20 protein-coding genes are annotated in these 26,813 nt (G+C 70.6%); 7 read left to right on the forward strand and 13 right to left on the reverse strand.

Annotated features, from left to right (window positions below; genetic code table 11):
- Window positions 1–60: 60 nt before the first annotated feature.
- Window positions 61–2,019 (reverse strand): sulfatase-like hydrolase/transferase, encoded by a 1,959-nt coding sequence (locus IPK71_25800; protein MBK8217154.1) that lies wholly within the window; start codon window positions 2,017–2,019, stop codon window positions 61–63.
- A gap of 143 nt (window positions 2,020–2,162) precedes the next feature.
- Here IPK71_25800 and IPK71_25805 point away from each other — a divergent pair, with 143 nt between their 5' ends.
- Entirely contained in the window at window positions 2,163–3,242 is a 1,080-nt protein-coding gene (locus IPK71_25805; GenBank protein ID MBK8217155.1) for a metalloregulator ArsR/SmtB family transcription factor, read from the forward strand.
- Window positions 3,239–4,558: an adenosylhomocysteinase gene (locus IPK71_25810; GenBank protein MBK8217156.1), complete on the forward strand. Its 1,320-nt coding sequence runs from the start codon at window positions 3,239–3,241 to the stop codon at window positions 4,556–4,558. The genes IPK71_25805 and IPK71_25810 overlap by 4 nt, the downstream gene beginning before the upstream one ends.
- A gap of 141 nt (window positions 4,559–4,699) precedes the next feature.
- Here IPK71_25810 and IPK71_25815 read toward each other — a convergent pair whose 3' ends face one another.
- Complete coding sequence (locus IPK71_25815) at window positions 4,700–5,224, reverse strand: group 1 truncated hemoglobin (protein ID MBK8217157.1); 525 nt, start codon at window positions 5,222–5,224, stop codon at window positions 4,700–4,702.
- A gap of 171 nt (window positions 5,225–5,395) precedes the next feature.
- Here IPK71_25815 and IPK71_25820 point away from each other — a divergent pair, with 171 nt between their 5' ends.
- Complete coding sequence (locus tag IPK71_25820) at window positions 5,396–7,801, forward strand: hypothetical protein (GenBank protein MBK8217158.1); 2,406 nt, start codon at window positions 5,396–5,398, stop codon at window positions 7,799–7,801.
- 64 nt (window positions 7,802–7,865) lie between these two features.
- Entirely contained in the window at window positions 7,866–8,228 is a 363-nt protein-coding gene (locus tag IPK71_25825) for a hypothetical protein (GenBank protein ID MBK8217159.1), read from the forward strand.
- 91 nt (window positions 8,229–8,319) lie between these two features.
- Here the strand turns inward: IPK71_25825 and IPK71_25830 are convergent, their stop codons facing one another.
- Complete coding sequence (locus IPK71_25830; GenBank protein MBK8217160.1) at window positions 8,320–9,198, reverse strand: hypothetical protein; 879 nt, start codon at window positions 9,196–9,198, stop codon at window positions 8,320–8,322.
- Window positions 9,199–9,372: 174 nt separating this feature from the next.
- Window positions 9,373–10,695, reverse strand: a complete 1,323-nt coding sequence (locus IPK71_25835) for an exo-alpha-sialidase (GenBank protein ID MBK8217161.1) — start codon at window positions 10,693–10,695, stop codon at window positions 9,373–9,375.
- On the opposite strand from IPK71_25835, the gene IPK71_25840 reads away from it, so the two are divergent.
- On the forward strand, window positions 10,679–11,908 hold the full coding sequence (locus tag IPK71_25840) for a hypothetical protein (protein MBK8217162.1): 1,230 nt from the start codon (window positions 10,679–10,681) through the stop codon (window positions 11,906–11,908). The two genes, IPK71_25835 and IPK71_25840, sit on opposite strands and share 17 nt — an antisense overlap.
- A gap of 34 nt (window positions 11,909–11,942) precedes the next feature.
- On the opposite strand, the gene IPK71_25845 is transcribed toward IPK71_25840, so the two are convergent.
- From IPK71_25845 to IPK71_25885, 9 genes are all read right to left on the reverse strand, one after another.
- Window positions 11,943–13,739, reverse strand: coding sequence for a methyltransferase domain-containing protein (locus tag IPK71_25845; GenBank protein ID MBK8217163.1), 1,797 nt, complete (start codon window positions 13,737–13,739; stop codon window positions 11,943–11,945).
- On the reverse strand, window positions 13,736–14,560 hold the full coding sequence (psd, locus tag IPK71_25850; protein MBK8217164.1) for a phosphatidylserine decarboxylase: 825 nt from the start codon (window positions 14,558–14,560) through the stop codon (window positions 13,736–13,738). Before psd ends, IPK71_25845 begins: the two co-directional genes overlap by 4 nt.
- A gap of 106 nt (window positions 14,561–14,666) precedes the next feature.
- Window positions 14,667–16,223: a hypothetical protein gene (locus IPK71_25855; protein MBK8217165.1), complete on the reverse strand. Its 1,557-nt coding sequence runs from the start codon at window positions 16,221–16,223 to the stop codon at window positions 14,667–14,669.
- The gene (locus IPK71_25860) at window positions 16,220–19,072 is read right to left on the reverse strand and encodes a DUF4175 domain-containing protein (protein ID MBK8217166.1); all 2,853 of its coding nucleotides are present in this window, start codon (window positions 19,070–19,072) and stop codon (window positions 16,220–16,222) included. The genes IPK71_25855 and IPK71_25860 overlap by 4 nt, the downstream gene beginning before the upstream one ends.
- Before the next feature lie 41 nt (window positions 19,073–19,113).
- A complete protein-coding gene (locus IPK71_25865; GenBank protein MBK8217167.1) occupies window positions 19,114–20,688 on the reverse strand; it encodes a protein kinase in 1,575 nt (524 codons plus the stop codon).
- 58 nt (window positions 20,689–20,746) lie between these two features.
- Window positions 20,747–21,865, reverse strand: coding sequence for a hypothetical protein (locus tag IPK71_25870; GenBank protein MBK8217168.1), 1,119 nt, complete (start codon window positions 21,863–21,865; stop codon window positions 20,747–20,749).
- Window positions 21,866–21,983: 118 nt separating this feature from the next.
- The gene (locus tag IPK71_25875; GenBank protein ID MBK8217169.1) at window positions 21,984–23,033 is read right to left on the reverse strand and encodes a D-alanine--D-alanine ligase; all 1,050 of its coding nucleotides are present in this window, start codon (window positions 23,031–23,033) and stop codon (window positions 21,984–21,986) included.
- Window positions 23,030–23,476, reverse strand: a complete 447-nt coding sequence (locus IPK71_25880) for a dCMP deaminase family protein (GenBank protein MBK8217170.1) — start codon at window positions 23,474–23,476, stop codon at window positions 23,030–23,032. The genes IPK71_25875 and IPK71_25880 overlap by 4 nt, the downstream gene beginning before the upstream one ends.
- Before the next feature lie 82 nt (window positions 23,477–23,558).
- Entirely contained in the window at window positions 23,559–24,878 is a 1,320-nt protein-coding gene (locus IPK71_25885; GenBank protein MBK8217171.1) for a serine/threonine protein kinase, read from the reverse strand.
- Window positions 24,879–25,055: 177 nt separating this feature from the next.
- On the opposite strand from IPK71_25885, the gene IPK71_25890 reads away from it, so the two are divergent.
- On the forward strand, window positions 25,056–25,673 hold the full coding sequence (locus IPK71_25890) for a hypothetical protein (GenBank protein ID MBK8217172.1): 618 nt from the start codon (window positions 25,056–25,058) through the stop codon (window positions 25,671–25,673).
- Window positions 25,670–26,803, forward strand: coding sequence for a hypothetical protein (locus IPK71_25895; GenBank protein ID MBK8217173.1), 1,134 nt, complete (start codon window positions 25,670–25,672; stop codon window positions 26,801–26,803). The genes IPK71_25890 and IPK71_25895 overlap by 4 nt, the downstream gene beginning before the upstream one ends.
- Window positions 26,804–26,813: the final 10 nt, after the last annotated feature.

A 26,813-nucleotide genomic window follows, 5' to 3' on the forward strand; every position in this document is an offset into this window, starting at 1 on the left:
GGATGTGGGCCAAAAAGCCCCCTCTCCCGCGCGGACGGACGGACGCGTGGCGCGCTCGGCTCAGAAGGGCCGACCGCGCCCGTTTCCTTCGGCGAGCGGGAGCAGATCGCGGCAGGCGTCGATGCCGAGGTCGGTCTTCTCCTCCGGGTCCTTGGCCACGTCGAAGCAGTTCCAGTGGTTGTCCCCCTGGTGCGCGATGAGCTTCCGGGTCCCGCGGATCGCGCCCCAGTTCTTGAATGCGCAGGCCCAGAGCTCGCTGCAATTCGTGAGAATCGTTGGAGTTTCGAGCGGAGTCCCCCCCGAGAGGAGGCTGCGCCCCGGCATGCGCGCGCGGAACGGAGCGAGCTCCGGCGCCTCCCAGAGGCCGACGAGATCCAAGATCGTGGGGAAGATGTCGATCGAGAGCAGCGGGGCGTGACGGAGCGCGACGAGCGTCTTCCTCTCGTCCTCGGTGAGCGTGCCGGGAGGCGCGTCGATCCAAAGCGGGATGCGGATCTCCGCGTCGTACAGCGTGCCCGTGTGCCCGACGGCGCCGTGCTCGCGCATCTGCTCCCCGTGGTCGGAGACGAACACGATCACGGTGTGGGCCGCGTCGGGGCGCTTCTTGAAGGCGGTGAGGAACCGACCGACCGCCATGTCCTGGAGGTAGATCGAGTCTTGGTACCGGTTCAGGATCTGCGTCTCGTAGCCGGGCCCGGTGGCCTCTTCTTGCGGCTGGAACGGCGAGTACCGAGGGTCGACCTTGTACGGGAAGTGGGTGTTCGAGAGGTGCACCACGTCGACGCGCGGCTCGCCGAGGCCGTCGAGGTGCGAGATCACGTGATCGACGAGGATGCCGTCGTCGGCGCCGGTCTCGTAGGTCGACTGCGGGTCGATCTCGGTCGCGCTCACGCGCCGGTCGATGGGCAATCCCTCGAGCCACGTGCCCGAGTTTCCGAAGAGCAGGTTCTGCGACGTGAAATACGTGCCGTGCAGGTGGGCGGCGGACAAGTACTCCCAGAGGAGCGGCGCCGAGTGGAGATCCTTGCGGGACTCGGCCGGCGAGAGGCCGCTCCACATGATGGCGAGCGAGATCGCGGTCGTCGAGTCGAGGGCGCGGAGCTGCGTGAAAGGCAGCCTGTCGGGGACCGCCGCGTTCGAGAACGGCGTGAGCTTGCAGTCGTCGCGAGGCTCGACGCACACGCTGTGCGAGCGCACCGACTCCGTGATGATGAAGAGCACGTTCCGCTTCGCGCGCGGGTTCGCGTGGAGCTCGGGCAGCGGAATGGGCGTGCGTGGCCCGGGGTGCACCCGGTCGACCGTCTCGTTGTGGTCCCACCGGGCGCGCGCGAGCTGGCCCATGGCGGACACGTAGAGCGTGTCGGGAGTGGCGCCCTGCTCACCGCCGCGCTCCGGGTCGACGAACATCACGACGAGCAGCGCGACGCAGGCGAAATCCAGGGCGGAGCGGCCCACGGCCTTCGGCGTCGGGGCGAGCTTCCGCGCGACGTAAGGGATGGCGAGGGAGAGGACGATCGGCGGGAGGAGGGCCCTCGCGAAGGCGTACCTGTCGAACCAGAGCTGCTGACCGATGCTGGGCATCATCTGCGTGCCCACGAGGACGGCCCTGTGGTTCATGTACGCCATGTACCTGTCGAACAGGTAAATCTGAGCCCCGAAGGCGAGCACCCCGGCGACGAGCGCGAGCACCCGCGCGAAGTGCCGCGACGTGCCTCGATGGCGCGAGGCGGCCGCCAAGAGCCCTCCCCAGAGCCATAGGCTCGCGAGCACGCTGATGAGATAGAAGGCCTTCTCGCGCGAGTCGAAGTGGGTGAGGCGCTGGTGCCGGTGCGCGATGTCCGCGGCGACGATGAGCACGGTCGGCATGACCAGGAGCGCACGCGAGGCCCAGCGCCGCACGACGACCGCGCGCTTCTTCGGGATGCGCGACAGAGGAGCGAACAGCCCCGAGGCGACCTTCGCCCGCGAGGCCGGCCCCTTGTCCGCGTCGGCTTCGGCCGGGTTCTCGGTGTGCGGCATGGCGGACGGGCTTATACCGGGGCGCGCGCGAATCTCAAGCGGCGCCCGAAAGGCACGACGCATCGCGTGACGGCTTCGTCGGGGGAATTTTCGCCGTCCCGCCACTCCTTGCATTCATTCGCATCATCGTATATAGACTCCTCATGGCCTTGGACACGAGCCCAGCGTTCGGCGCTTCCCCCCGGTGGGAGCTCTATCGCGTGCTGTCCGAGCCCGTGCGCCTCCGCCTCTTGGCGCTCGCCGCCGAGGAGGAGCTCGCGATCGGCGAGCTTGCCGACCTCCTCGGGGAGAGCCAGCCGAACGTGTCGCGCCACACGGCCCCGCTGAAGGCCGTCGGCCTCGTGACGATCCGACGCGAGGGCACGAGGGCGTTCGTCCGTCTCGCGCGTGAGGCGTCGAGCGATCGTGTCGTGGCCGATGCTCTCGAGAGCGGCAAAGAGCTCGTCCGGGCCGACGGGAGCCTCGCCCGCGTGACCGACGTGGTGCGCGAGCGCGAGGCGTCCGGGCGTGAGTTCTTTGCCCGGCCCGTGAATGCCGACATCGCTCCGGGCCCCGGAGACGCCGTGCAAGCGTACGTGGCGACGCTCTCGGCGCTCCTGCCTTCGCGCGCGCTCGCGGTCGACGTGGGCACGGGCGACGGCGCGCTGCTCGACGTGCTCGCGCCGGCGTTCGACACGGTGGTCGCCATCGACAGGTCCCAGGCGCGCCTCGAGGTCGCCGGAAAACGTGTGGCGGCGCGCGGATACGCGAACGTCGAGCTCTACGCGGGCGAGGTCGACGACCCGGCCGTCACGAGCCGTGTGGGCGAAAAGGCCGACGTGGTCTTCGCCGCCCGCATTCTCCATCACGCCCCGAAGCCCGCCGAGATGATCGAGAAGCTCTCGCGCTTTTGCCGGGCTCCGACGCACGACGGGCCCGGCGGCGCCTTGCTGGTGCTCGACTACGTCGCCCACGACGACGAAGCCATGCGCGCCGAGGCCGACGTGTGGCTCGGGTTCGAGCCTCGCGAGCTCGTCGACTTCGCGACACGCGCCGGCCTCGTCGGCGCCAAGGTCGCCAAGGTCCCCGCCCCGTTCCGTGGGCGCGGGAAAGACTCTCATCTTACGTGGCAGGTGCTCGTCGCCCGCCGCGGACCGGCCGAAAAACCGGGCGCTCTCACGCGAGAGCTCCCCGAAACTTCTGCCCCCGAGGGGCGAACGCATCGAACAAGGAGACCGTCATGAGCACGTCGAAGAACTACAAGGTCAAGGACATCTCTCTCGCCGAGTGGGGCCGCAAGGAGATCGAGATCGCCGAGAGCGAGATGCCGGGCCTCATGGCCATCCGCAAGGAGTACGGCCCGAGCCAGCCGCTCAAGGGCGCCCGCGTCGCCGGCTGCCTCCACATGACGACCCAGACGGCCGTCCTCATCGAGACGCTCACGGCGCTCGGCGCCGAGGTCACCTGGACCTCGTGCAACATCTTCTCGACGGTCGACCAGGCCGCGGCCGCCATCGCGGCGACGGGCGTGCCCGTCTTCGCGTGGAAGGGCATGACCGAGAAGGAGTACGAGGAGTGCCTCGAGGCGCAGATCTACGCCTTCAAGGGCGGCAAGGGCCCGAACCTCATCCTCGACGACGGCGGTGACCTCACCGTCTGGATCCACCAGAAGCACCCGCAGCTCTTCACGGGCGAGGACCCCATCCGCGGCCTCTCCGAGGAGACCACGACGGGCGTCCACCGCCTCTACGAGATGTCGAAGGCCGGCACGCTCAAGGTGCCCGCCATCAACGTCAACGACTCGGTCACGAAGTCGAAGTTCGACAACCTCTACGGTTGCCGCGAGTCGCTCGGCGACGGCCTGAAGCGCGCCACGGGCGTCATGTTCGCCGGCAAGACCGCGGTCGTCGCGGGCTACGGCGACGTGGGCAAGGGCTCGGCCCAGGCGCTCCGCGCGCTCGGCGCCCGCGTCATGGTCACCGAGATCGACCCGATCTGCGCCCTCCAGGCCGCCATGGAAGGCTACCAGGTCGTCACGATGGAAGACGCGGCCCCCATCGCCGACATCTTCGTCACCGCCACGGGCTGCAACGCCGTCATCCGCTCGGAGCACCTCCGCGCGATGAAGGACCAGGCCATCGTGTGCAACATCGGCCACTTCGACACCGAGATCGACGTCTCCTGGCTCGAAAAGAACCCGGAGATCAAGGAGATCAACGTCAAGCCGCAGGTCGACCAGTTCGTCTTCCCCGATGGCAAGCGCATCACGCTCCTCGCCCGCGGCCGCCTCGTGAACCTCGGCTGCGCGACGGGTCACCCCTCGTTCGTCATGTCGTCGTCGTTCTCGAACCAGACGCTCGCGCAGCTCGAGCTCTGGCAGAACGCGAAGGCCTACGAGACGGGCAAGGTCTACACCCTCCCGAAGAAGCTCGACGAGAAGGTCGCCTCGCTCCACCTCGGCAAGCTCGGCGTGAAGCTGACGACGCTCACCAAGGAGCAGTCGGACTACCTCGGCGTCGGCGCCGAGGGCCCCTTCAAGCCCGACCACTACCGCTACTGAGGTCCGGCGGGCCCGGAGCGCCGACGCGTTCCGGGCCCCTCGTTCCTTCGAACGCGGCATGAGAAAACGCGGGAGGCCCCTGGGCCGTCCCGCGTTTTTTCGTGGGTCACGCGACGAGGCTCGCTCCCCGCCGCGCCCGTGTCACTTCTTCTTGGTCGCGGGGTCGACGATCTCTTCTTTGAGCTCGGCGATCGTGGAGATGACGTCGGCCGACTCGGCCTCGCCGACCTTCTTCTCCTCCATGGCGGCCTTCAGGCTCTCGACGAACGCCTCCCACTGCGCCTCGGTGACCTTGAGCCCCTTGAAGGCCTCTTTCCAGGGCTTCCCCGAGTACTTGCACTCGCCGCCGGCCTTCTCGCAGACGTGCTCGAAGAGCATGTCCCGGAACTGATCGACCTTGAGCGTCTTGCCGAAGATCTTGCTCACCTTCTTGTCGCCTTGGACGTTCTTGCCGAACGTCTCGAAGACGGCCTTCAGCGCGTCTTTTCCGCCGAGTCGTTCGACGAGGGGCTTCGGCGCGGGGGCCGCGTCGACGGGCTCGGGGGGGGCCGCGTCCGCCACCGCCTCGACCACCGGGGGCTCTTTGGGGGGCGTCTTGCCGCCGCACGCGATGCCAAGGACCGTCAGGCCGGAAATCGAAAGGAACGCCAAGGTGCGAATGTTCATTGAGCTCTCCGGGAAGCGACTTTATTCGGCGAAGGGCCTCCGCCGCAAGATCTTGGGCGAACGGCGGCTCGGCCGAGCTCGACGCCGGTCCCGAGCACGCACGAGCTTCGACCGGGCCCTGCCTTCGCGACACTCGACCGCCCGGCAGCGCTCGCGTACCCTCCGCGCATCGTGGCGAGCTCACGGCTGAAAGTAGACGGGCACGTGCTCGTGCAGGCAGACGGCGGCCCCCTCAAGGTCGAGTACGCCCTGTTCGACTCTCAGGACATCCTGCTCGGAAAAAACGCGCTCGGGAGGCCCTACGAGCTCGGGTACGCGACCACGGTGGGCGAAGCCCGCAAGCGCCTCGGACTGCTCGGCGCCACTCCCGAGCTCGCCGAGACCCTCGCCGAGATCATGCGGCCGACCCTCACCACGGCCTACGCGCGCGGCGGCGGCGTTCGCAAGCTCGTGGAGCTGCTCGAGCCGCGGTGGCTCTTCGAGTCGACGCGCTTCGACCGCGAGACGTCGACGTACGAGGGAACCTTCCTCGACCTCGCCTCGCTCGCGGTCGACGTGGGGCGCCCGAGCGCGGCGTACGCCTTCCAAGCGCTCTCCCTCGCGCTCGCCTTGGCCGGGCACGCCGACGAGACCCCTTGCGAGCTGGAAACATCGGAAATCACGGAGCATTTCAAGACCGGCGAGCGCACCTTCCATCGCCTCACGCTCGACGGTCTCGAGGGGCTCCCGGCCGCCCTCGAGGACCTCGCGAACCGCGGAGGAGGCCGAGGCGCGCGAGGCGAGCCGCTCGATCGGGCGCGCATCGAGGAGCTGCTCGCGCCGCGGCTCCCGGTCGGGGCGAAGCTGTCGACCTTCATTCGCGCGCTCGAGACGCGCGACGTCCCCAGCAAGGGCCCGCTGTCGCGCCAGGAGCTGTGGGAGGTCGAGCTGCTCCTCGACCGCGGCAACCTCGGCGCCGCGTGGCCCCTCATCGACGCCATCGAGCGCATGTCCGGGCGCACGCCGGCCACGGCCTACCTCCGCGCGCGCCACGACCTGCTCGCGAAGCTCGAGCCACCCACGATCCTCGCGCAGCGCATCTCCGCGATGGCCCTCTCCATGAGCTCGTTCGTCGAGCTCGGTCTCCTCGCGGGCGAGGCCTGGCTCGCGGCGGCCGACGGGCGACGGGCGCTCGCTTACGCGAAGGACGTGCTCGACGCCAAGGGGACCGACGAGGTGCTCCGCGAGCGCGCCGCGGCCATCGTGCGAGAGGCGCGCGCCCTGCCGAGCCCGAGCACCGCGGGTCTCACGTTGTCGCTGCCCCCCTCGAGCACCCCCGACGACGACGAGCCCCCCTACTTCTCGGAGGGCCGCACCGACGCCGATTTCACCATCCAGCGCACGCGCCCTCCCCCGCTCACGCCGAGCTACACGCCCCCCGAGCTCGAGGCCACGTCCGAGGCGCCTCGCACGTCCGCCACGTCGCCACCTCCACCACGGAGCCTCACACCGACGAGGCACGCGCCCCCGTCGAGCGGTCCTCGTTCGGCCACACCGACACGCATGGTGGCGCCCACCTCGAACGCCGCGTCGCGCCCACCTCCGGCTCGGAGCGCCACACCGACGCGCATGGTGCCGCCGGCCCAATCGCGCCCGCCGCGCAGCGCCACGCCGACCCGCATGGTGGGCCCCACGTCCTCGCGTCCCGGTCGGAACGCCACTCCGACCCGTGTCGGCGCGCCGCGCCCCCGCGATCTCTTCGCCGACGAGCTCGAGGTCGAGAGACCCGCGTCGGTGCCTCCACCGCCGCGCCGACCGACGAGCTCGGGGATGGGATCGTTGCATCCTACACCGGCCGATCGGCCCCCCACGGTGCGCCCACTCCCCGCACAGAACGATCCGACGCCCCCGCCCATCCAGGTGCCGTTCCCGTCGTCGTTCCCCGGCCCCCCGGACGACGAGCCTCGCTCGCGGCCCTCGGTGCCTCCGGCCCTCCGCGAGATGCCCACGCCCACGTTCTCGGGGCAGTTCATGCGCGGCGCCACACGGCCGCCGCTCGGCGAGGGCCCGCCCCCGGTAGGGTTCGGTAAAGCCCCGATATTCCCCAAGAAAGCACTCGACGGCCCCGAGGCCGCCGAGACGCTTTCGTTCCCCCCGGGCCTCATGCCCACGCCCGCGACCGACGAGATCCCGGGGTCGGTGCTCGAGGCGCGGATCCAGTTCACGTGGATGGCGCGCGAGCTCGGAGCCGCCTACCGTATGGCCCGAGGCGTCGAGCTGCGCGCGGATCTCTCCGGGATCGAGCACATGCAGGCGTACCTCTTCGAGCGCTACGCGAAGCGCCGCGTGGAGAGCCCCGAGGCCGCGCGCGACGTCCAGCTCCACGGGGCCTTCCTGAGCGAGATCCTCGCGCGGAACCTCCGCGCCGAGTGGGTCGACATCTCGGGAGACGAGCTCGGCTACTGGGAGATGATGATCCCGCCGCAGACGCGGGTGTGGCCGTTCGGGCGGGTGTCCCGACTCATCGCGAAGGGCCACAAGGAGCGCGACCTGGTGGCGTACTACCTCGAGCTCGAGTCGAAGCTCTCCCGCGGGTGACGGCCGGAGCGACGAAAGCTCGCGCACCCCTCGACGCTGGCCGAAGCGAGGCTATCGTGACCCCATGAGCCTTGGGGACGCGCGCCGACGAGACAGCTCCGCCCTCGAAGAGACCACGCGTGAGCACGACCCCCGCATCTTCGCGCACGAGCGATCGAACGAGCGCTTCGACAGGGTCCGCTTCGCGTCACGGGCGATCGCCCTGCTCGGCCCACGGCGCACCACCGTCGCGATCGCCGAATCACGGAGGCACATGCACGTCGAGACGGGCCGCGCCTGGGGCCGCGGCGAGGGCGCACGCTGGGCGACGCTCTACGTCCCGAGCGACGCCTCACGCCGCGCGATCGCGGTGGCCGTGCTCTCGCTCGGTGGGGCCGACATGACCCCGTACGCGATCGACGTGCTCATGAACGCCGACCTCCTGTGAGGCGAGGCGGCAGAGGCCGTCCGAGAAGAAAGAAAGGGCGCCCTCGCGAGGAGAGCGCCCTTTTTCTCACGAGGGCCGCGGGGCCCGAGCGTCACTCGGCGACGATGCGCCCGTTCGGCCCCTGAGCGTTGATGTCGTGGAGGTAGAACCCGTACGTGCCCGCCGCGTTGATCTCGCGAGGCGCGTTCGTGCCCTGCACGTTGCCCTCGAAGCCACCGTTGGCCGCGATGGGGGTGCCGGTGTTGCCGTGGTTGAAGCCGCCGGTGTTGCCCGAGTGGATGATGTGCGTGGCGGAGTCGTTGTTCTGGACCCGCACGGCGATCTTCTTGCCGCCGAGCTTGACCTTGATGTCCGCCGGGGCGAACGCCGTGCTCGCCGCCATGCCGGTGAGCGCACCCGCGTTGACGGGGATCTTCAGGGTGTAGGTCGGCTTGACGTCGAGGTTGATGGGCTGGGTCTTCTGGTCGCCCGAAGCGGGCTTCGCGGTGACCGTCAGCGCGACGGCGCCGGGGACGACGTCCGTGTTGGCCTTGATCGTCAGGATGGCCGACGACGACGCGGTGCCGACGATGTCGACGCTGGTCTTGTCGAACGTCGCCGTGACGCCCGCGGGCATGCCGGTGACCGTGAGGTCGACCTTGCCGGTCAAGCCCTCTTTCGGAGCGATGTTGACGGTGACCTTCACCTCGTTGCCGAGGTCCACGGGGGGAGCGGCGTTGTCGAGGTTGATGTCGAGCTTGGCGTTGCCCGTGGGCGCGGGAGTTCCCGGCGTCCCGGGCGTGCCAGGCGTCCCGGGGTTCGTCCCCGGATTGCTGGGGTTCGACGGGCTGGACGGGTTGGCCGGGTCGGACGGGGCCGACGGATCGCCACCCGTGGGACCGCGGTAGTAGCCGGACGTGTTCTGACCGGCGTCACCGCACGCGAGGAGGAGAGCACCACCGAGGAGGGCAACGGCGAACGTCTTGCGCATGACCTGAACGTCTGCAAGGAGGGCGCCAACCCCGCGGAATCCCAGGCCCACATTCGCGGACATGGTCCCACAAGACTCGATTTTGGCGCCGATACGCCCTCTTCGACGGCTTCGAACGCGAAATTTTCGCCGCACGCGGCGGAAGGGTGGGTTCCGATGGACCGGCACACTGGATCAGCGGATCCCCGCCCACCGCGCACGCGTCCGGGACTGGAGCAGGAAAAATCCCCACACCAAGAGGGGCAGCGCCCCCCAATCGGTGCTCCCTCGATCGCTCGCTTGCGCACATCCACACCCACGTCGCGGCGCCTCCGTGACCTTCGGAGCGCTTGCGTCGGGGGAGCCCGCGTCCGCGTCCTTGGATGCGCCATCGACGGGAGGCATGGGCGCGCCTCCGTCACGCCAAGGTGCGAGCGTGGCCGAGAGGTCGGCGAACGGCTTCGTGCACGTCGACGACGGGCAAACGACCGGGCCCACGACGTCGGCGAACGACGCGAGGGAGCGGAACGTCTTGCCGTCGTCGTCGCTGCGTCCGAACGCGGGACCTCCGAGCTCGAGGGGGTTCGCGCATTGAAAGAGGGCGGTCTCCGTCGCGAGCAGGCACTGGACGCCGACGTTGGCCACACGTGCGAAGGTGCGCCCCCTGTCGGTCGACACGTGCACCCCGTCGGCCGGGAGCCCCGAGCCCACGAACACCTTCGAGCCATCCGGAGAGATCGCCGCGCCGTACATCGCGCTCGGGATCGAGACGACCACCTTCGAGGTCTTCCCGCCGTCCTCCGAGAGCTGCAGCTCGCTGCCTTCGAAGTGGAGGAACCGCGACACGAGGCGCGCCGGATCCTTCGGATCGACGCCGACCAAGAAGAACGCGCCATCGTGGCTGCGCACCTGCTCGAGCTCCGTGAACGTGAGGCCTCCGTCGTCCGAGCGGTAGTACCGCCCCTTGAGCGTGCCGAGCGGCTGACCGGTCACGTAGATGCGCTGGGGGCGCGAGGGTGCGGCGTCGACGGTCACGAGGTAGGCGCCCTCGAGCCCCCGCCCCACCCGCTCGAACGGCTTGCCCTTCCGCTTCCGAAAGAGGGCGCTCGGTTTGCCCGGCGAGGTCGTGACGACGAGCACGGTGCCCGCCGCGTCGACCGAGAGGTCCTTCACCGTCTCCCCGGCGAGCTCGGGGACACGCGAGACCGCGCAAAAATCCCGCGTCGTCGCGAGCCCGTCGGCGAGCCCCACGTAGAGCGTGCCGTCGTGCCCGTAGGCGATCGGAGGATCCCACGCACCCGAGTACCCGAACGTCTCTTCGCAGACCCACGAGAACGACTTGCCACCGTCGTGGGACACGAGCAGGCCGAACGTGCTCCGCAGCAAGATGCCCTTGCCACCGCTCTCGGGGATCACGATGGCCTGCTGCGCCAGCGGAAAGCGGCCGTTCGCGAACGCGGGCCGCATCGTGTAGCTTCCCAGGGCGAAGACGAGAGCGAGCATGAAGAGGACGCGCACGCCCCTTTCTTACCTCGGAACGGCCCTCGGGGGGCTCGTGTCGCTCGCGCTCGCCTCCAGCGCCGCGGGCTGCAAGAAGGCGAAGCCCGCGCCCACGGAGGCCTCGGGGCACACGACCGCCGGGGCGCGCGTGCCCACGCCCACGGCGCGGGTCATCTACGTCACGAACAACGGCTCCGACTCGCTCAGCGCCATCGACCGCGACGGCGACACGGTGACCACGGTCTCGGTCGACTACGACCCAGACGCCCGCGAGGCGCCCCACCATGTGGCGCGCACGAAAGGCGGAGAGAGCCTCTTCGTCGCGCTCGCCTTCCCGCCCGAGGGCCTCTCCGCCAAAAAGAAAGACCCTCATGGAGGCCACGGCGCGTCCTCGCAACCGGGCGCGCTCGCCAAGGTCGACCCAGGGACGCTCGCGGTCCTCGCCACGCGCGACGTGGACGAGAACCCCGGGGACGTCGTCACGACCCACGATGGCACGCGCGCCGTCGTGACCCACTACGACATGAAGCGGGCGATGACCGTGGCCGCGCAGGGCAACGCGAGCCCCTCCACGATGTTCGCGAAGATCCAAGTGTGGGATACACGCTCTTTCGCCAAGGTGGGCGAGCGGCCCGTCTGCGTGGCCCCCCACGGGACGGCCATCTCCGAGGACGACACACGCGCGATCGTCGCGTGTTACGGCTCCGACGAGATCGTCGTGGTCGATCTGACGAAGCCGCAGCTACCGGTCGCCCGCTACCCGCTCGGCAACGCGCAGGGCGTTCCCGGGGTGCCGCGCTACGGCCCATACTCCGTGACCCTCGTGCCCGGCGGGAACGAGGCCGTGGTCGCCGACATCGAGTCGAACGACCTCCGCATCTTCGACGTCGGGGCGAAGGCCTTCCGCGGGGAGCGCACCGTCGTGCTCGGCGCCAAGGCCTTCATGCCCGCCGTGGTCGACGCCCACACCGCCTACGTGCCGCTCCAGGCGCCCGACAGCCTCGTGCGCGTCGATCTCGCGACCGGCAAGATCGTGACGCAGGTCGTGAAGCCTCCCGACGAGTGCCGCGCTCCCCACGCGTTCGGCGTCTCGCAGGGGCGCGTCTTCGTCGTGTGCGAGGGGGACCACAAGGGTCCCGGAACCGTGCTCGAGGTCGACCCGACCTCGCTCGTCACGCGCCGACGGTGGACCGTCGGGGTCTACCCGGACGGCCTCGCGTTCGGCGATTAACCCATCGTAACTTCACGCTTTTTCGGCGAACGTTTCAGCGCTTCTCGGCCAAGATCACGATCCTCGGAGACTCGCATCCGAAGAAGACGCCCGGCGTCTGGATCTTGCCCGTGACCTCGGCCACGCGGAAGCCCGCGTCGTGGAGCATCTTGCCGAGCTCGTGGAGCGAGTAGGCGCGCACCGAGTACTCGATCTCCTTCGAGCGCCCGTCGTCGATCATCATGGTGCGCTTGATGCGGATGCGCGACGTGATGAAGTCCATCTGCATCTCGTCCATGCAGATGCAGCCGTCGCCCTCGAACCACACGAGCGACGGGGCCTCGCGGGCCACGAAATCGCGGTTCACGACGTCGAGCAAGAACTGCCCGCCCTTGCGGAGCGCCTTGTGCACCCGACCGATCACCGCGGCGTTCTTCTCTTCTTCGAAGAACCCGAAGCTCGTCTGCCAACAGTAGACGCCGTCGAACGCGTCCTCGAAGGTCATCTCGCGCATGTCGCCCTGCACGAAATTGATCTTCTGACCGCGGTCTTGGGCCTCTTCGGAGGCGCGCGCGAGCATCGCCAGGGAGAGGTCGAACCCGACGACCTGGTAGCCTCGTTTGCCGAGCTCGATGGCGTGCCGCCCGGTCCCGCACGCGAGATCGAGCACCGTTGCGCCCTTCGCCACGCCGAGGCTGTCCTCGATGAAGCTCGCTTCGGCCGCGATTTCGTCGTCGCCGATGTTGCCGACCGTGCGGAGGTAGTCGTCGTTGAAGAGCTCCTCCCACCACGGCTTGATGCGCTTTTTGTCGCCCTTGACCTCGGAAAGGGGCGGCGCGCTCGGAGGGGCGGAGCCCACCCTCGGTCCACCTTCGGCGAGCACCTGATGGAGCTGCGGGGCCGAGTGCACGGGCGGAGGCGCTTGGGGGATCGTCGGTGGGGCGTCGCGGGTCGCCGAGGAGTCCGGCGGGATCGACTCCATGCCGATCGACGTCGGCGTGACGTACGCCGGGCGCATCGGAGGGAGCCCCGTGGGCACGCTGGGCGCGCGCGGCCGAACGGGCGGGACGACCGCGGGCTCGACCACGACCATGTCCTCGAGATCGATCTCGGGGGGGTTCGACTGAGGGCCGCGATCGTCGGAGTCGACCGCGATCTCCGGCACGTCGACCGGGATGTCGGCCTCGTCCGTCGGGGCGAGCACGTCGAGCTCCTCGAGCTCGGCCTCGGGCAACGTCGCGATCTCCGCGGGCACGGCGGGCACGGCTTCGGCCCGGAGCGCCTCGGACTCGAGCTTGTCGATCGCGGTCGGCTGCCACGGGGTCCAGCTGTCCTCTTCGGCGTCGGGCGCGAAGGGCCCTTCGTGCAACGTTTCGAACTCGCGAGGCTCGTCGGGCGGAACGCTGTCGAGGGCGAGCGTCGTCACCGCGGGGGTCGACGGGATCGCGACCTCGATCTCCTCGTCCGAGTCGACCCCGGGCGGCGCCGGGCTCGTGCGCGTGTGGGTGCCCCCGAACGGCTCGTCGAGGTCGGTCTCGACGAGGACATCGGTGCCGTCGGACAGATCCGGTCGCGTGATGCGCTCGGGCTTCGGCTCGGGCCGAACGACCTCGTCGTCGGGGATTCGTAGTGTGATCTTGGGCCTCACGCGCTCCTTCTTGGATGGACGCGAGGGCTCTTTCATTCGAATCGGGGGGATGTCGGCGGCCTCGACCTCGACCGTCGCGTCGCCGGCTTCGTCGTCCAAGACGAGATCGTCGAGCGGCTCGAGGCGCGGTTTTTCCCGCACCGGAGGCTCGAGCTCCGCATCCGGGCGTGATCCCGGACGGTCGGACGGGTCGTTCACGGTCATGCGCTCCCCTCGGCGAGAGCCTGCCCCATGAGGACGGGCCCTTCCTTGGCGACGAAGCGGGAGAACCCCTTTTTCTCGAAGAACACGACGGCCGTGGACCCGAGGTGGAACATGCCGAGCTCGGCGCCTCGCGCGAGGTCGACGGAGACGTCGAACGTGCCGTAGGGGACGTCACGCTCGTCGATCCCCGTGACCGTGATGCGCCCCACCACCATCGCCGCCACCATGACGACGGTGACCCGCCCGTGAGCCTCCGTGTCGATCGCGAGCGCGACGCGACGGTTTCGCACGAAGAGGTTCGGCACGTGGTCGAGGCCGATGGAGTTCACCGGGTAGTAGTCGCCGGGCATGGAGCGCACGCACACGAGCTTGCCGGCCGCCGGGGAATGCACCCGGTGGTAGTCGCGCGGCGAGAGGTAGACGACACACCCACCGCCACCCACATACCGCTTGGCCTCCGCCGCGTCGCCGACGAGCTCTTCGACACGGTACGGGCGGCCCTTGACCATGTAGAGCGAGTCGGCCGTGACCTCCCCGGGGGACTCGAGGCGACCGTCGGACGGCGAAATCCACGTGGACGACGCGAGCGGGCGAGCGCCTTCGCGGAGGCGCCTTGTGAAGAAATGGTCGAAGCTCGACCAACGCTCGGGGGACTCGCACTCGTCGAGGGCGACGTCGTACGCGCGGCAATACGCGCCCAAGACGGCCTTTTCGAGCGGGCGCGGCCAGCGAACGTCCGCGAGATCTCCCATGATTCGTGTGATCCGTTCGCGCGGGAGCACACGAAGGAGCTGGGCGGACGCGTACGTGAGCGACTTCATCGGGGGCGCTTCACCGGGATTTTCGGAACCGTTTCGTGACGACCCCCGACGCCTTCATGGCGTCGCGGCGAGGGTCCGTGATCCTAACCTTCGCGTTCGTTCCGGGTCAATCCAACGTGTACGGAGTGACCTTCGCCCGCGCCGCCTCGCAGAGAATGGCCTCGGGGCCCCCTGGGGCGGCCTTCCGGGGGTCGGTTTCGGGGGTGCGGCAGGCGACCTCGGGGTCGAGCGGGTCCTCTCCGAGGCCGTCGACGAAGGCCGCGGCTGCCCCAGCGCCATCGCCTCGCCCGGCGAGCACCCGACCGCGGAGGGCCCACCACGGCGCGTGGCTCGTGGTCACGTCCTTGGGCTCGGCGACCAGGGGATAGGCTTCGGCGGCCCGGTTCGAGCCCTCGAGGGCCTTGCCGCGGAGGGCGCGGATGCCCGGGTCGTCCGCGAGCGCCTCGGAGACCTGGGAGAGCTCGCGGGCCGCCTCGGCCGGGTGACCTTGGGCGAGCAAGAGCTCGGCGAGCCGCACACGTTCGCGGGCGTCTCCGAGCCCCTTCGGCGGGTGGCCGAGGACCATGGGCCCCGCGGCTGCGGCATCTTTCGGCCGCTTCGCGAGGAACGCGCGCCACTCGACGTCCCACGCGGGGAGGTCCTTGCCGCTCACGGCCTTGAGGGCCGCGTCGACCGGGAGCCCGTTCTTCATCGCCTCGAGCAGCTTGGGGAGAGCCGCCGGGCCGGCCTTGTCGGCAAAATACCGGACGAAGCTCGTGACCTCGGCGAACGCGACCATCGCCGCGTCGGCGCTCGGGAGCATGGCGATGCTCGGCCCGAGCTTGTCGAGCGGGAGATCGAGCTTTCGTTCGATGCCACGTTGCACGAGCGCCTCGGGCGACGGGCGGTCGTCGAAGGGCGACGGCGGCCTCCAGCGGATCTCTTCCCGCTTCGCGAGGCCCTCTTGCAGCCAGAGAGGGGCCCGGTCGGCCGACGCGCGCGTGATCGCGAGGTGCGTGAGCTCGTGGGTCACCGTATCGCGCCAGGTGTACCCGTGCCGCGACGCGCGCGGCGAGAGCAGCGTGACCTTCCCCCACTTGGCGACGGCCACGGTCCCCGTCGTTCGAGCCGACTCGTACGGCAGGCCGGTCATCGCCGAGAGCGAGAGGTGATCACGGACGACGATGAACCGCGTCGGCTTGGGCCAGTCGACCCCGAGATCCTCGGTGAGCTTCGCGCGGGCCAGGACGATCGTCTCGACGAGGAGCGGGAACAACGCCACGTCGTGCTCGTCCTGGAATTTGACCTCGATCGCGCGGGCCTCGTCGGTCTTCGTGATCACGGCGGCCGTGACGCGGGCACACCCTCGCGCCACGTCGGCGAGCTGCCTCGCGTCGTCGTCCGCGGAGAGCTCGCGGCGGCCGAGGAGCGCCACGGCCTCGTCGCACTCCCCGGTGTAGATCGCGAGCCTCCCCTTGGTGACGGAGACCTCGGGCCGATCCGGATCGGCCCCTTCGAGCTCGCGCTTCGCGTAGTCGAGGTCGAGCCGCGTCGTGAGCTCGTACGCCCGCTTGGCCTTCTCGACGCTCTCTTGCGCCTCCGCGCGCATCCCCTTGGTCGACACGATGGCGACGACCACGAAGATCGACAGGGCGAGCACGAAGGCGCGCTGGGCGAGCGTCATCGGAGGAGCCCCTCGGCGTAACGTTGCACGGCTTCTTTCTGCCTTCCCGCCCCGGGCTGACCGAGGCCCCGGAGCACACGTTTCCTGAATTCTTCCGGGCCTTTATGGGCGTCGGCCTTGGGGATCGGCATGGGGTCGTCGGCGGGCTTCTGGCCCCGCCCTTCCCCTTTGCCCGAGTCTTCGTCCTGCGAGCCGAGCGCGCGCTTCGCGGCCTCGAGGCGCTGCTGGGCGTCCCTCTGGGCCGCTTGTCCACGCTCGGCGTCCCCTTGTTTGAGCGCCGCGGCGGCCTCCCGCGCGGCGTGCTCGGCCTTCGAAAGCTCGTCGAGGGCGGAGTCGGGCAGCGCCCCCTTGCCCTTCTTCGCAACGTCCTGCGCCTTGTCGGCGAGGCGCTCTTCTTCGCCGCCCTGCTTGGCCAGGTCGCCACGCGCGCGCTCGGCGGCCTTCTTTTTGAGCTGCGCGAGCTTCTCTTCGGCCCACTTCACCTCGGGGGCGAGCTTCTTCTGCGCGTCGTCGACCATGTCCTCGGCGGTGCGCGAGCGGCCGAAGCCGCGCATCGCGAGCTTGCGGGCCTCCTCGAGGGCGCCCTGCGCGTTTTTTCCGCTGGCCACGGCGTCGGCGGCGTTGCCCTCCTCGAGCGAGCGAGCCATCTGCTCCGCGAGCTCTCGCGCGGCCGCGCCCTTGCTCGTCCACGAGTCGCTGCCGGCGCCGGTCGAGGGCATGCCCGTCACGGCGTTGCGGATGGCCTGCGCGTGTTTCTTGGCCTCCTCGGCGAGGGCCTTCTTGTCGTCGTCGCTCGCACCCTTGGCGAGCGCTTGATCGACCTTGCCCATCGACTCGGCGTGGTCCGAGGCGAGCGACTCGAGATCGTGGGCGGCCTCGTCGAACGCCTGCTCGGCGTCGGTGCCCGCGCTGCCCTCGTCCTCGCCGCCACCGCCCTCTCCGCTCGAGGACGCTCCCCCGCCCGAGCCGCCGCGCGATCCGAAGGACGGGTCGGGGCTCCTCAACCGGACCGCGAGATCCTTCGCGGCGAGCTCGGCGTGGACGAGATCTTGGGCCGCACGCGCACGATCCACGCGGAGGAGCGCGCACTCGACGATCTCGCCGAGATCGGCGCCGAGCGCGCCGAGCGTCGCGAGGTGTTTGCCCCCCGCCCGGACGACCAAGGTCGCGGCGTCCATGCGGGTCGTGCCCGAGGCGCCCTCGTTCGGTTGGCGGGCCTTGAGCGCCCCGAGGGCCAGATCGTCGGCTCCATCGGCGAGCTCGCGGGCCACCGATTTCGCGTCGCGCACGGCGAGACCGCGGAGCACCGCGTCGACCACCAAGACCACGCGCTCGTTCGCGACGATCGCGGCGCGACGCGACTCCACGGTGGGGCGCGCGAGCTCCTTCGCTTCGGCCTCGGCGAGCTTCCGGAGCTGCACACGGACGCGCACCTCGGAGCGGCTCGGCACGCGGAGCCCCGCGAAGCTCTCCGTGAGCGAGGAGACCTGCGCCTTCGCCGTGGAGGAGAGCTCACGCGCGTCGCTCGCGACGAACGGCTCCTGCCCTTTGTCTCCGTGCGAGAGTCGGTAGGCGAGGGCCTCGACGTACGCCTTTCTCATCGCGCGGAGCGCCGCGAGCCTTAGCTCCTCGGGCTCCCCCACCTCGGGCGGAACGATCGTGAACGCCTCGCTCTCGCCCCATTTGGGCCCGGTCACCGGGTCGTTGTCCTTCGCGGCGACCTTCACCTCGACGGGCACGTGGCTCCGCTTGAGGAAGGCGTCGTGCGGCCGCAAAACGTACCCTCCGGCGTCGGTGCGGGTCTCTCCGTCGAGGCGCGAGAGCACACGCCGCTCTTCGCGTACCCCCGCCCGGAGGACGAGATGGACCTCCCTCAGGCCGTGGTCGTCCTCGGCTTTGTAACGTATCGAAATCTCTTGAGAATCCGCGTCCTGAGTGAGGGAGATTCTCCGCGGAGCGCCCGCCAGGACCACGGTCGGAGGCAGATCGGGGATCGAGGTCACGGCGTTCTTTCGAGGCTCCTCGACGAGCACGTCGCCGAAGCGCGCGGCGACACGGAGCTCGACCGACTCCGCGAGGGGGTACCGCGCGACGACGTTGCCCGAGCCGTCGTCCACGAAGGGAACCTCGGCCCTCCCGTCCGTCAAGACGAGCCTCCGCCCGGCGTGCACGGGGCGCCCACGCACCGTCACCAAGGTGCCGCGATGGAGCTCGAGCTCCTCGCCGAGGGCGTCCCGGTGAGGCTCCTTGTGGAGGTAGTCCGGGGGGCGCGACTCGAGCTCGGCCTCGGCGAGCCACACGAACCCCACGGGGGCGAGCCCATCGCGCGCGGCGAGCACGTTCGCGCCCTCGATGACACCGAAGGGGTTGGTCCCGCACGAGCCTGTCGCGAGGAAGCCCGCGACGACGGCCGCGATCGTCAGGTGGTTTCCCTTGCGACGCGCATACCCGAGGACGTCGGTGTCCGGGATCGCGGCGAGCGAGCGCGCGACGTGCAGCTCGGCGAGCGCCCGCGACGTGCCCGGCTCGTCCCTCTCGAGCAACGAGAGGGACCGGAGCACACGCTCGGACGCGGCGGGCGCGGCCTTCCCGAGCACGTCCCGGAGGACACGACGAGGATCGCGGAACCGCGCCTTCGCGACCAGGTGGCGCCCGATCGCCGCACCCACTCCGGCGACGAGCAACGCCACGGCGCCGAGCCGCGCGGGCAACGTGCCGACCCGGGCGAGCAGGAGCGCGTTCACGAGGACGAGGGCCCCGAGCGCCAGAGTGAGGCGCATCACCGGTACGCTGAGCGCTTCGCGGTAGCGCGCGACGTGCCGCGCGAGGGCTTGCGGGAGACCGGCCACGACGGAACGTTACCCCTCGCCGGGCGCGCGATCGAGGCGCATCAGTACCCCGCCGAGGGCGTGCCGGGCGCGACGGGGGACGGCGGCACGGGAAACCCGGGGATGACCGGCACGCTCGGCCAGCCCTGCGGAATGGGGAAGCTCGGCATGACCGACGGCATCGGCGGGAAGACGATCGAAGGCATGGGGGGCGGGGTGGTCCCGGCGTCGCTGGGGGTGGGGACGGTGGAGGGGGCCCCGCTCGGGCGCGGCGTCGGGGTCTGCGGCTGCGGGGCGAGCAGCGTGGGCACCTGGGGCGAGAGCGGAGGGGGCGGCGACACGGTCGCGGGGTGAGGGTCCGTAGGGGTAGGTGTAGGGCTGAGTGTGGGGAGCGGCGCCACGGGCACGGAGACGGTCGGCGTGCCGTTGTCACTCAGCACGACCGCCGCGGCGATGCCGGCGCCGAGGACGAGGGCCCCGGCGAGGACGGCGCCGAGGAGCCGGTAGGGAGGAGATTTTCGAGGGGGCGAGCTCGGAGCGGGCGGCGGCGCGTAGGGAGCGGGCGGGGCGGCATACGCGGCAGGCGACGCAGCCGGGAGCGCCGTATGAGCTGGGCTCGGGGCATGGACCGGGGCGGAGACCTCCCCCATGACGGTGCCGACCTCGGCCCGAGGCGGACGGCTCGCCGCGAGCTCACCCGTCTTCGGATGGGCCGCGAGCACGGCCTCGATGGGGGCGCCCATCATGGTGCCCGTCGACACCTTGGAGATCTCGGCGACGCGGTCTTTCGCGATCGCCGAGGCGCGCCCGTCACGCGCGTTCTCGAGCGCGATTCGCATCTCGGTCGCGGTCGCGAAGCGGAGCTCACGGCGGAAGGCCATCGCGCGGTGCACGAGCCCGGCGAGCTCGGGCCGCACGGACGGGAGCGCGTGCACGAGGGGCACCACCTCGCCACGCTCGACCTTGAGCGCGACGATGCGCCCGTCGTCTCCCGCGACGGGCCGAGACCCCGCGAGCATCTCGTAGAGCATGACCCCGACGGCGTACACGTCGGCGCGTACGTCGACGGTGTCGGCCGAATACGCCTGCTCGGGCGCCATGTACTCGGCCGTACCCATGAGGACCCCCGCGACGGTGAGGTTCTTCGCGCCGACCTCGTCCCGGCGGAGCTTGGCGATGCCGAAGTCGATGAGCTTCAGCACGGGCCGATGGCCGACGTACGTGACGAACACGTTCTCGGGCTTGAGGTCGCGGTGCACCACGCCGAGCGCGTGGGCCGCCTCGAGAGCCGACAAAATCTGCCTCGCGTACTCGCACGCAACGGGCTCGTCGAGCCGACGCGACCTGTCGAGCACCGACGCGAGCGGCTCGCCTTCGAGCAGCTCCATGACCATGAACGCGACCCCCTCGGGGCTGCGCTCGACGTCCATCACGTGGACGACGTTCTCGCTGCGGATGCGGGCGGCGACCATGGCCTCTTGGAGGAACCGGTCGATGAGCCCCGGGCGTCGCGCGAGGTCGGCGTGAAGCACCTTGACCGCGACGCGTGTGCCGAGCACGAGGTGCGTCGCCTCGAAGACGGCTCCCATCCCCCCTTCGCCGAGCAGGCGAACGAGCTTGTACTTCGATGAGAGCACGCTTCCTGGGCCGAGCACGGCTCCGTGCATACCACAAGCCTCGCCTCGGGCTTGCCTCTTAGGCGGCGTCGCTCATGGGGGGCGGGAGCGAGGGGGTGCCCTTCCGCTGGAGCACGGAGAACGCCGTTTCGGCGTCCTCGATTTGGCTGAACACCGGGGTGAGCTCCCCCGTGGCTTGGCCCTCGCCGAACGCGCCGCTCGCGGCGAGCGCTCGCGCGCGAGGGCCATCGAGGACGAGGAAGAGATCGTCGTGGCGGCGCGCCGGCGCGGTGATGACGTAGGCGATGCACCTACGATCCAAGGACAGCTCCTCGTTCCCGCGGCGAATGAGCACCCGCCGGTTCGTCACGAAATACCGGGTCGCCCTCGCGAGCCTCGCGGGCTCGATCCAAGCGCCGTAGGCGACCACGAGCGCCATGCCGACCGTGAGGAGCGCCCCGATGGCCACCGAGACGACGAGCAAGACGAGCACGGCGGGAGCCAGCGCGTGGAGCTTCAAGACCTTGAGCACCGCGGGCACGGAGCCGGAGATGGCGCGCGCGGCCACGAGCGCGAGGACGAACGCGATCGCCGCCGACACCCCTCGCCGCGCGGTCCACGTCGATGCGACGGGTGTGCCCGACCACAGCACACGCTCGCCCTCTTCGAGCCGCTGCGCGAGCGGGCGCTCTCCGTCACCCAAGGGGGTGGCCACGGCGACGCCGCGGATGCGGGCCCAGAGCTTGTCGGGGCTGTCGACGTCGACGAGGGTCAGTGTGAGGGTTCGTCGAAGCGCGCCGGTCGGGACGGCCCGCACCAGCACGAGGTCTCCGGTGCCAGGGGCTTCGGGGCTCCAACGGATGACGGCGTAGCTGATACCGTGGCGGTCGATGGTGCGGCGGAACGCTCCGCGCCGCACGATCACGTGCCCGTCGGTGACGAGGTACTCGAGCTTCTGCCGGTAGATGCGAGGCCCCTGCCACGCCGCGAGCGCGAGGGTCGCGCACCACGCGGCGAACGCGATCGTACCTCCGGCGCTCGCGTGGAGCCCGAGCTGCGCGACCGCAGCGAACCCCACCGACATGACCGACGCGAGCGCAAAACCGATCGCGACGAGGCGTGAGCCCCGCGGAGAGCTGCGCCCGGTCGGCCGACCGGACCAGACGATGGATTCTCCGAAGAGCGAGTCGCGGGGCATCGGGCTCCGACCACGCGCGCAAAAGACGCGCGGTTCGATCAAGTGTGAGTCGTCGCCCTCCCCGTGTAAAGGCCCGGGGAAGGCCGACCCAGCGCCGAATGCGGCGGCGCCGCGGCCCTCAGGTCGGGAGGGCGCGCGCGTCGTTTCGGGGCGTCGGACCGCGAGCGTGCGCACTTCGCACGAGAAGGTCGCAGAGTGTAGGAAGGGAGAGCCCGGCCACCCCCGCAGCTTCGGGGAAGAGGCTCGTCGCCGTGAAGCCCGGCAGCGTGTTGACCTCGAGGAGCGTGATGGCGTCCGGAGCCGCGACGTCGCCGACGACGAAATCGACCCGGCAGAGATCCCGCACACCGAGCGCCAGGTGGGCGCGGCGCGCGACGTCCCGGACGCTCTCGAGCACGTGCGGCGGCAGCGCGGCGGGGCACACGTGGTGGCTGCGCCCTGGAGCGTACCGGGCCTCGTACGTGTAGAAGGCGTCACCTGGAGCCACGATCTCGGTCGGCGGAAAGGCGAACGGCCCGTCGGCGTCGGCGATCGGGCCGACCTTCGCGAGGCGACGCACGTCCGGATGGAGGTCGAGCACGCCGCACGTCACCTCGCGCCCCTTCGCGAAATGCTCCACGAGGGCAGCGCTGTCGACCGCGAGCGCACCTTCGATGGCGCGCGCCACGTCGGCGACCGTGCCGCCCTCGTCGATGCGGGCGACGCCGATGGCCGAGCCGTTGGCGGCGGGCTTCACCACGAGGCGCGAGCCGACCTCGCGGAGCGCCCTCTCGGCGACGAGCGCCGCCGGTCCGTCCTCACGACGGACGACGAGCCCACGCGCGAGAGGGAGCCCGGCCGCCGCGAACGCGAGCTTGGCCATGGGTTTGCTCATCGCGAGGGCGCTGGCGAGCACGTTCGCGCCCACGTAGGGGACACCACACACTTCCATGACACCTTGGAGGCACCCGTCCTCGCCGAACGCCCCGTGGGTGATGGGGAAGACGACGTCGAAGGCCCCCTCGCGGAGCCCTTCGGCCGTTCGAGCGTCGAGCTCGATCGGGGTCACGGCGTGACCGCTCGCGCGGAGGGCCGCCTCGATCGTCGCGGCCGAGGCCCGGCTCACGTTGGCTTCGCTCGAAGGCCCCCCCGACACGACGGCGACGCGCAGCGCCTCGCGCGCGCTCACGGGCGCCCCCCGGCCGACGAGAGGTCGACGAGCTCGAGGCCGAGCTTCTGCGAAAACTCGAAGATCTTCGGGTCGCGGTAGAACTCGCCGAACACGATACGCACGATGCCCGCGTTCACGATGAGACGGAAGCAGCCCCAGCAGGGAGAGGCCGTCACGTAGATGGTGGAGCCCTCGATCCGCACGCCGTTTCGCGCGGCCTGGACGATGGCGTTCGCCTCGGCGTGGACGGTCCGCACGCAGTGCCCGTCCTCCATGAGGTGTCCCTCGTCGTCGCAGTGGGCGAGGCCTCGGAGCGAGCCGTTGTAGCCCGTCGCCAGGATGCTGCGCTCGCGCACGATCACCGCACCGACGTGCTTGCGGTCGCACGTGGCGCGGGTCGCGACCTCGTGCGCGATGTTCATGAAGTACTCGTCCCAGGATGCGCGGGGATGGTCGGCCACGACGGCCCATTAAAGCCTGGCGCATGCGAACGCAAGCACGCCGCGGCCCGCGCCCGGAGCGACCACGACCCGCGAGGGGACGTCAGGGGACGCGCGCTCCCGGCGGAGCCGACGTCGACGGGACGAGCGCAACCACGACCGCCGTGACGGCGACGACGCCGAGCAGCACGAGCCCGAGGACCCAAGGGAGCACGCTGCTCCGCGGAGGCGCCCGAAGAGGCACGCTCTCGACGGGGCCTCGTGGGATCGAGGCGATGGAGCTGACGGTGCTCACCCCGGACAGGCTCTCGCTGAGCCGGCTGAGCTGCGTCGTGGGGGGGAGCGCGGTGTCCTTGGCCTTGACCCGACGCTCGCTGCCCTCGGCCGCCGCTTCGATCATGCCCATGTGGGCCGAGATTTTTTGCTCGACCTGCTCGCGGGCGTCGCGGAAGCCTTCCGCGAGGACACGGGCCACGTCCGTGTGGCGGTACGGGCGCCGGAGCAGGATGCCCTCGAGCGCGTCACGCATCTCGCCGGCGGAGGCGAAGCGATCCTCCGGCCTCCGCTCGAGCGCCCGCGCGACGAGCCCGTCGAGCGCCGAATCGACCGGACGGCGCGTGGAGACCCGAGGGATGGGCCCGCTCACGAGCTTCTCGAGCGTGTGCCCTGCGCTCGACGCCGAGAGCAGCGGCTCTCCGACCAAGAGCTCCCACAGGACGAGCCCCATGGCGAAGACGTCGCTCCGCGCGTCGACTTGCCCCGAGGTAGCCTGTTCGGGGGACATGTAGGCGACCTTGCCCTTCAGCACCCCGACCTCGGTCACGGACTGAGCGTGTTTGGCCTTCGCGAGGCCGAAATCGCAGAGCTTCGTGCGGCCATCGTAGGTGACGAGCACGTTGTGGGGGCTCACGTCGCGATGCACGATACCGAGGGGGCTCCCGTCGTAGTCACGGAGCGTGTGGGCGTGCTCGAGGCCGGAGAGGGCATCGGTGACGACGCGCAGACAGAAGCCCTCGTCGAGGGGGCGTCGCGACCTCCGAACGCGCCGGAGCACGCGATCGAGCGAGACCCCGGCGAGGTACTCCATGGCGATGAAGTACGCGCCATCGTGCTCGCCGACCTCGTACGTGTGCACGATGTTCGGATGGTTCAGGCGCGCCGAGAGGCGGGCCTCGTCGAGGAAGAGCTCGACGAACTGGGGGTTCGCCGCGTGCTGGGCGCGGACCTGCTTCACGACGGCGAGCTTGCGGAAGCCGAGGGGGCCGCGCGCCACGGCGAGGTACACGTCGGCCATCCCGCCCCGCCCGAGCGAAGCAAAGAGCTGGTATTTTCCGAAAGCGACGAACGCGGGGGTCGTGGCCTCGGGCCCCGCGCCTTCGGGCGACGACCGCGCCTGCGCCTTGGGGCCGTCGCGGTCGGTCATGGGGCGAGTATCCGGCCGAGCCACCGAGAGGGTCAAGGGATCCCGGCCGCGCGGCCGGCCTCCGGTGCCCACGTGGGGGCGCGCTTCCCCACCTTCGGCGGGCCGGGAGCGTCCGTTTTCGACGCGGCTTCGACACGGCGCTTGACGGCGCTCGGCGCGGAGAAGTACGGCTTTCGCATGCGTTTTGTCGCACGCGCACGCACCTTTCGCCCCTGGGTCGTCGCGGCCCTCACCGCGGCCGTCACGTCGGTCGGCGCGTTCGCCCACGCCGAAGACGACGACCGCGCCCTCACCGAGACCGCCCTCCGTGAGGTCGAGGCGAGCCCTCGCAAGAGCATCGCCCGCGAGCCCATTTCGCGCTCGAAGGAAGCCGCCGAGCGCGCCAAGAGGCTGCGCGAGGTGCGCGACGAGCCTCGGGCTCGTTTGTGCGACGGGCTCGCGCGGACGTGGGCCGAGGTCGCCCGAGACGTGATCCGCGCGGCCGACGCCGAGGCACGGGCGAGCTCGACCCGCGCGAACGCGAGCGACGCCGGAGCGCAGGTCGATCGCGAGCGCGCCCAGCTCGAAGAGGGCCTCGGCCAGGCAGGCCGCCTCCGCGCCCAGCTCGAAGCGCTCGAGAACGAGAGCAAGCGGAGCCCCGACCGAACGAGCTCCGTCGCCAAAGAAGACACGAAGACCGCCATTCCGGGCGACGTGCCAGAGCCCAAGGGGGCGCCGAAGGGCCCACCGAAGCCCAAATCTCCCGAGCCCAAGGCCGCGCCCAAGGCCGCGCCGAGCAAGGGAGGGGCCCGATGAGCCGCGTCCGCACGACGTTCGCGCTCGTGACCGCGCTGACGCTCTCGGCGTGCGGTGGCGCATCCACCATGCACGTCCCCGACGTGGCCACCGCCGAGGGCGTGGTCGCGTCGCCCCAGGCGGAAGCGGCCCGATCGCTCGCTCCCACGTTCGTGCAAGAGGCCAACGTCGAGCTCGCGGCGGCCCGGAAGGCCGTCGCCGAGGGCGACGAGGTCACGGCCAGTCTCCGCGCCCAGCGCGCGATCGCCGCCATTCAACGCGCCTACGCCGCGGCGCGCCTCGCGCGGGCCACGAGAGAAGAGACCGACGCGACCGACACGGCACGAAAACACGAGGCCGCGCTGCGTGCCCTCGGCCACGAGCGGGCGCGAGTCGACGCCGAGGTCGACACCCTCGAAAAGAAGCTCCATGTCGCGCGGGAGGCGGCCCTCCCCGCCGAGAGCGGAAAGACGGACTCGGGTCGCGCCGTCGCCCGGCTCCGTGCGGCGACCACGCTCACGGCCGAGGCCGCCCTCCTTTGTGGCGCCGCGCGCCTCATCGCGCCGCAAGCCAAGGCGCTCGCCGACGCCGACGCCGCCCTCGCCGACGCGGAGTCCGCGATCGCCGGAAAACCACGGTCCACCGACCGTCCCAAGGAGCCGATCGACGTCGCCGCGATCGCCCGCGTCAAATGCCTCGCCGCGCTCTCGGCGGCGCGCACGGCCAGCCGCGACAAGGCCGAGGATCCGGACGTGCTCTTCTCCGAGCTATCGGCCGAGGCCGCCCAGAAGGCCCCTCCGGGCCCGTCACCGACACGGGACGAGCGCGGCGTCGTGCTGACCCTCCACGACGCTTTCCGAGGGACCGACCTGACCGAGGCCGCGTCCGCGTCCCTCGCCGCGGCCGCACGGGTCGCGCGCGCCCATCCGCAGGTGCTCGTGCAGGTCGTCGTGCACGAGGCCGACCCTTCCGGCGCGAGCACCAGCGGGCGCAAGGTCGAGGCGGCGCTCGCGGCGCTCGAACGCGCCGGGGTCCCCAAGGCTCACCTTCGCGGAGAGTCCGCGGGCGCACGCATCGCGATCGTGGCCTCCAACGACACGGCCCGACGCGCGAAGAACGCTCGCGTCGACGTCGTCTTCGTCACTCGATAAGTAGCCGGAT

It is taken from the genome of Myxococcales bacterium, from assembly GCA_016712525.1.
Lineage (GTDB): Bacteria > Myxococcota_A > Polyangia > Polyangiales > Polyangiaceae > JAAFHV01.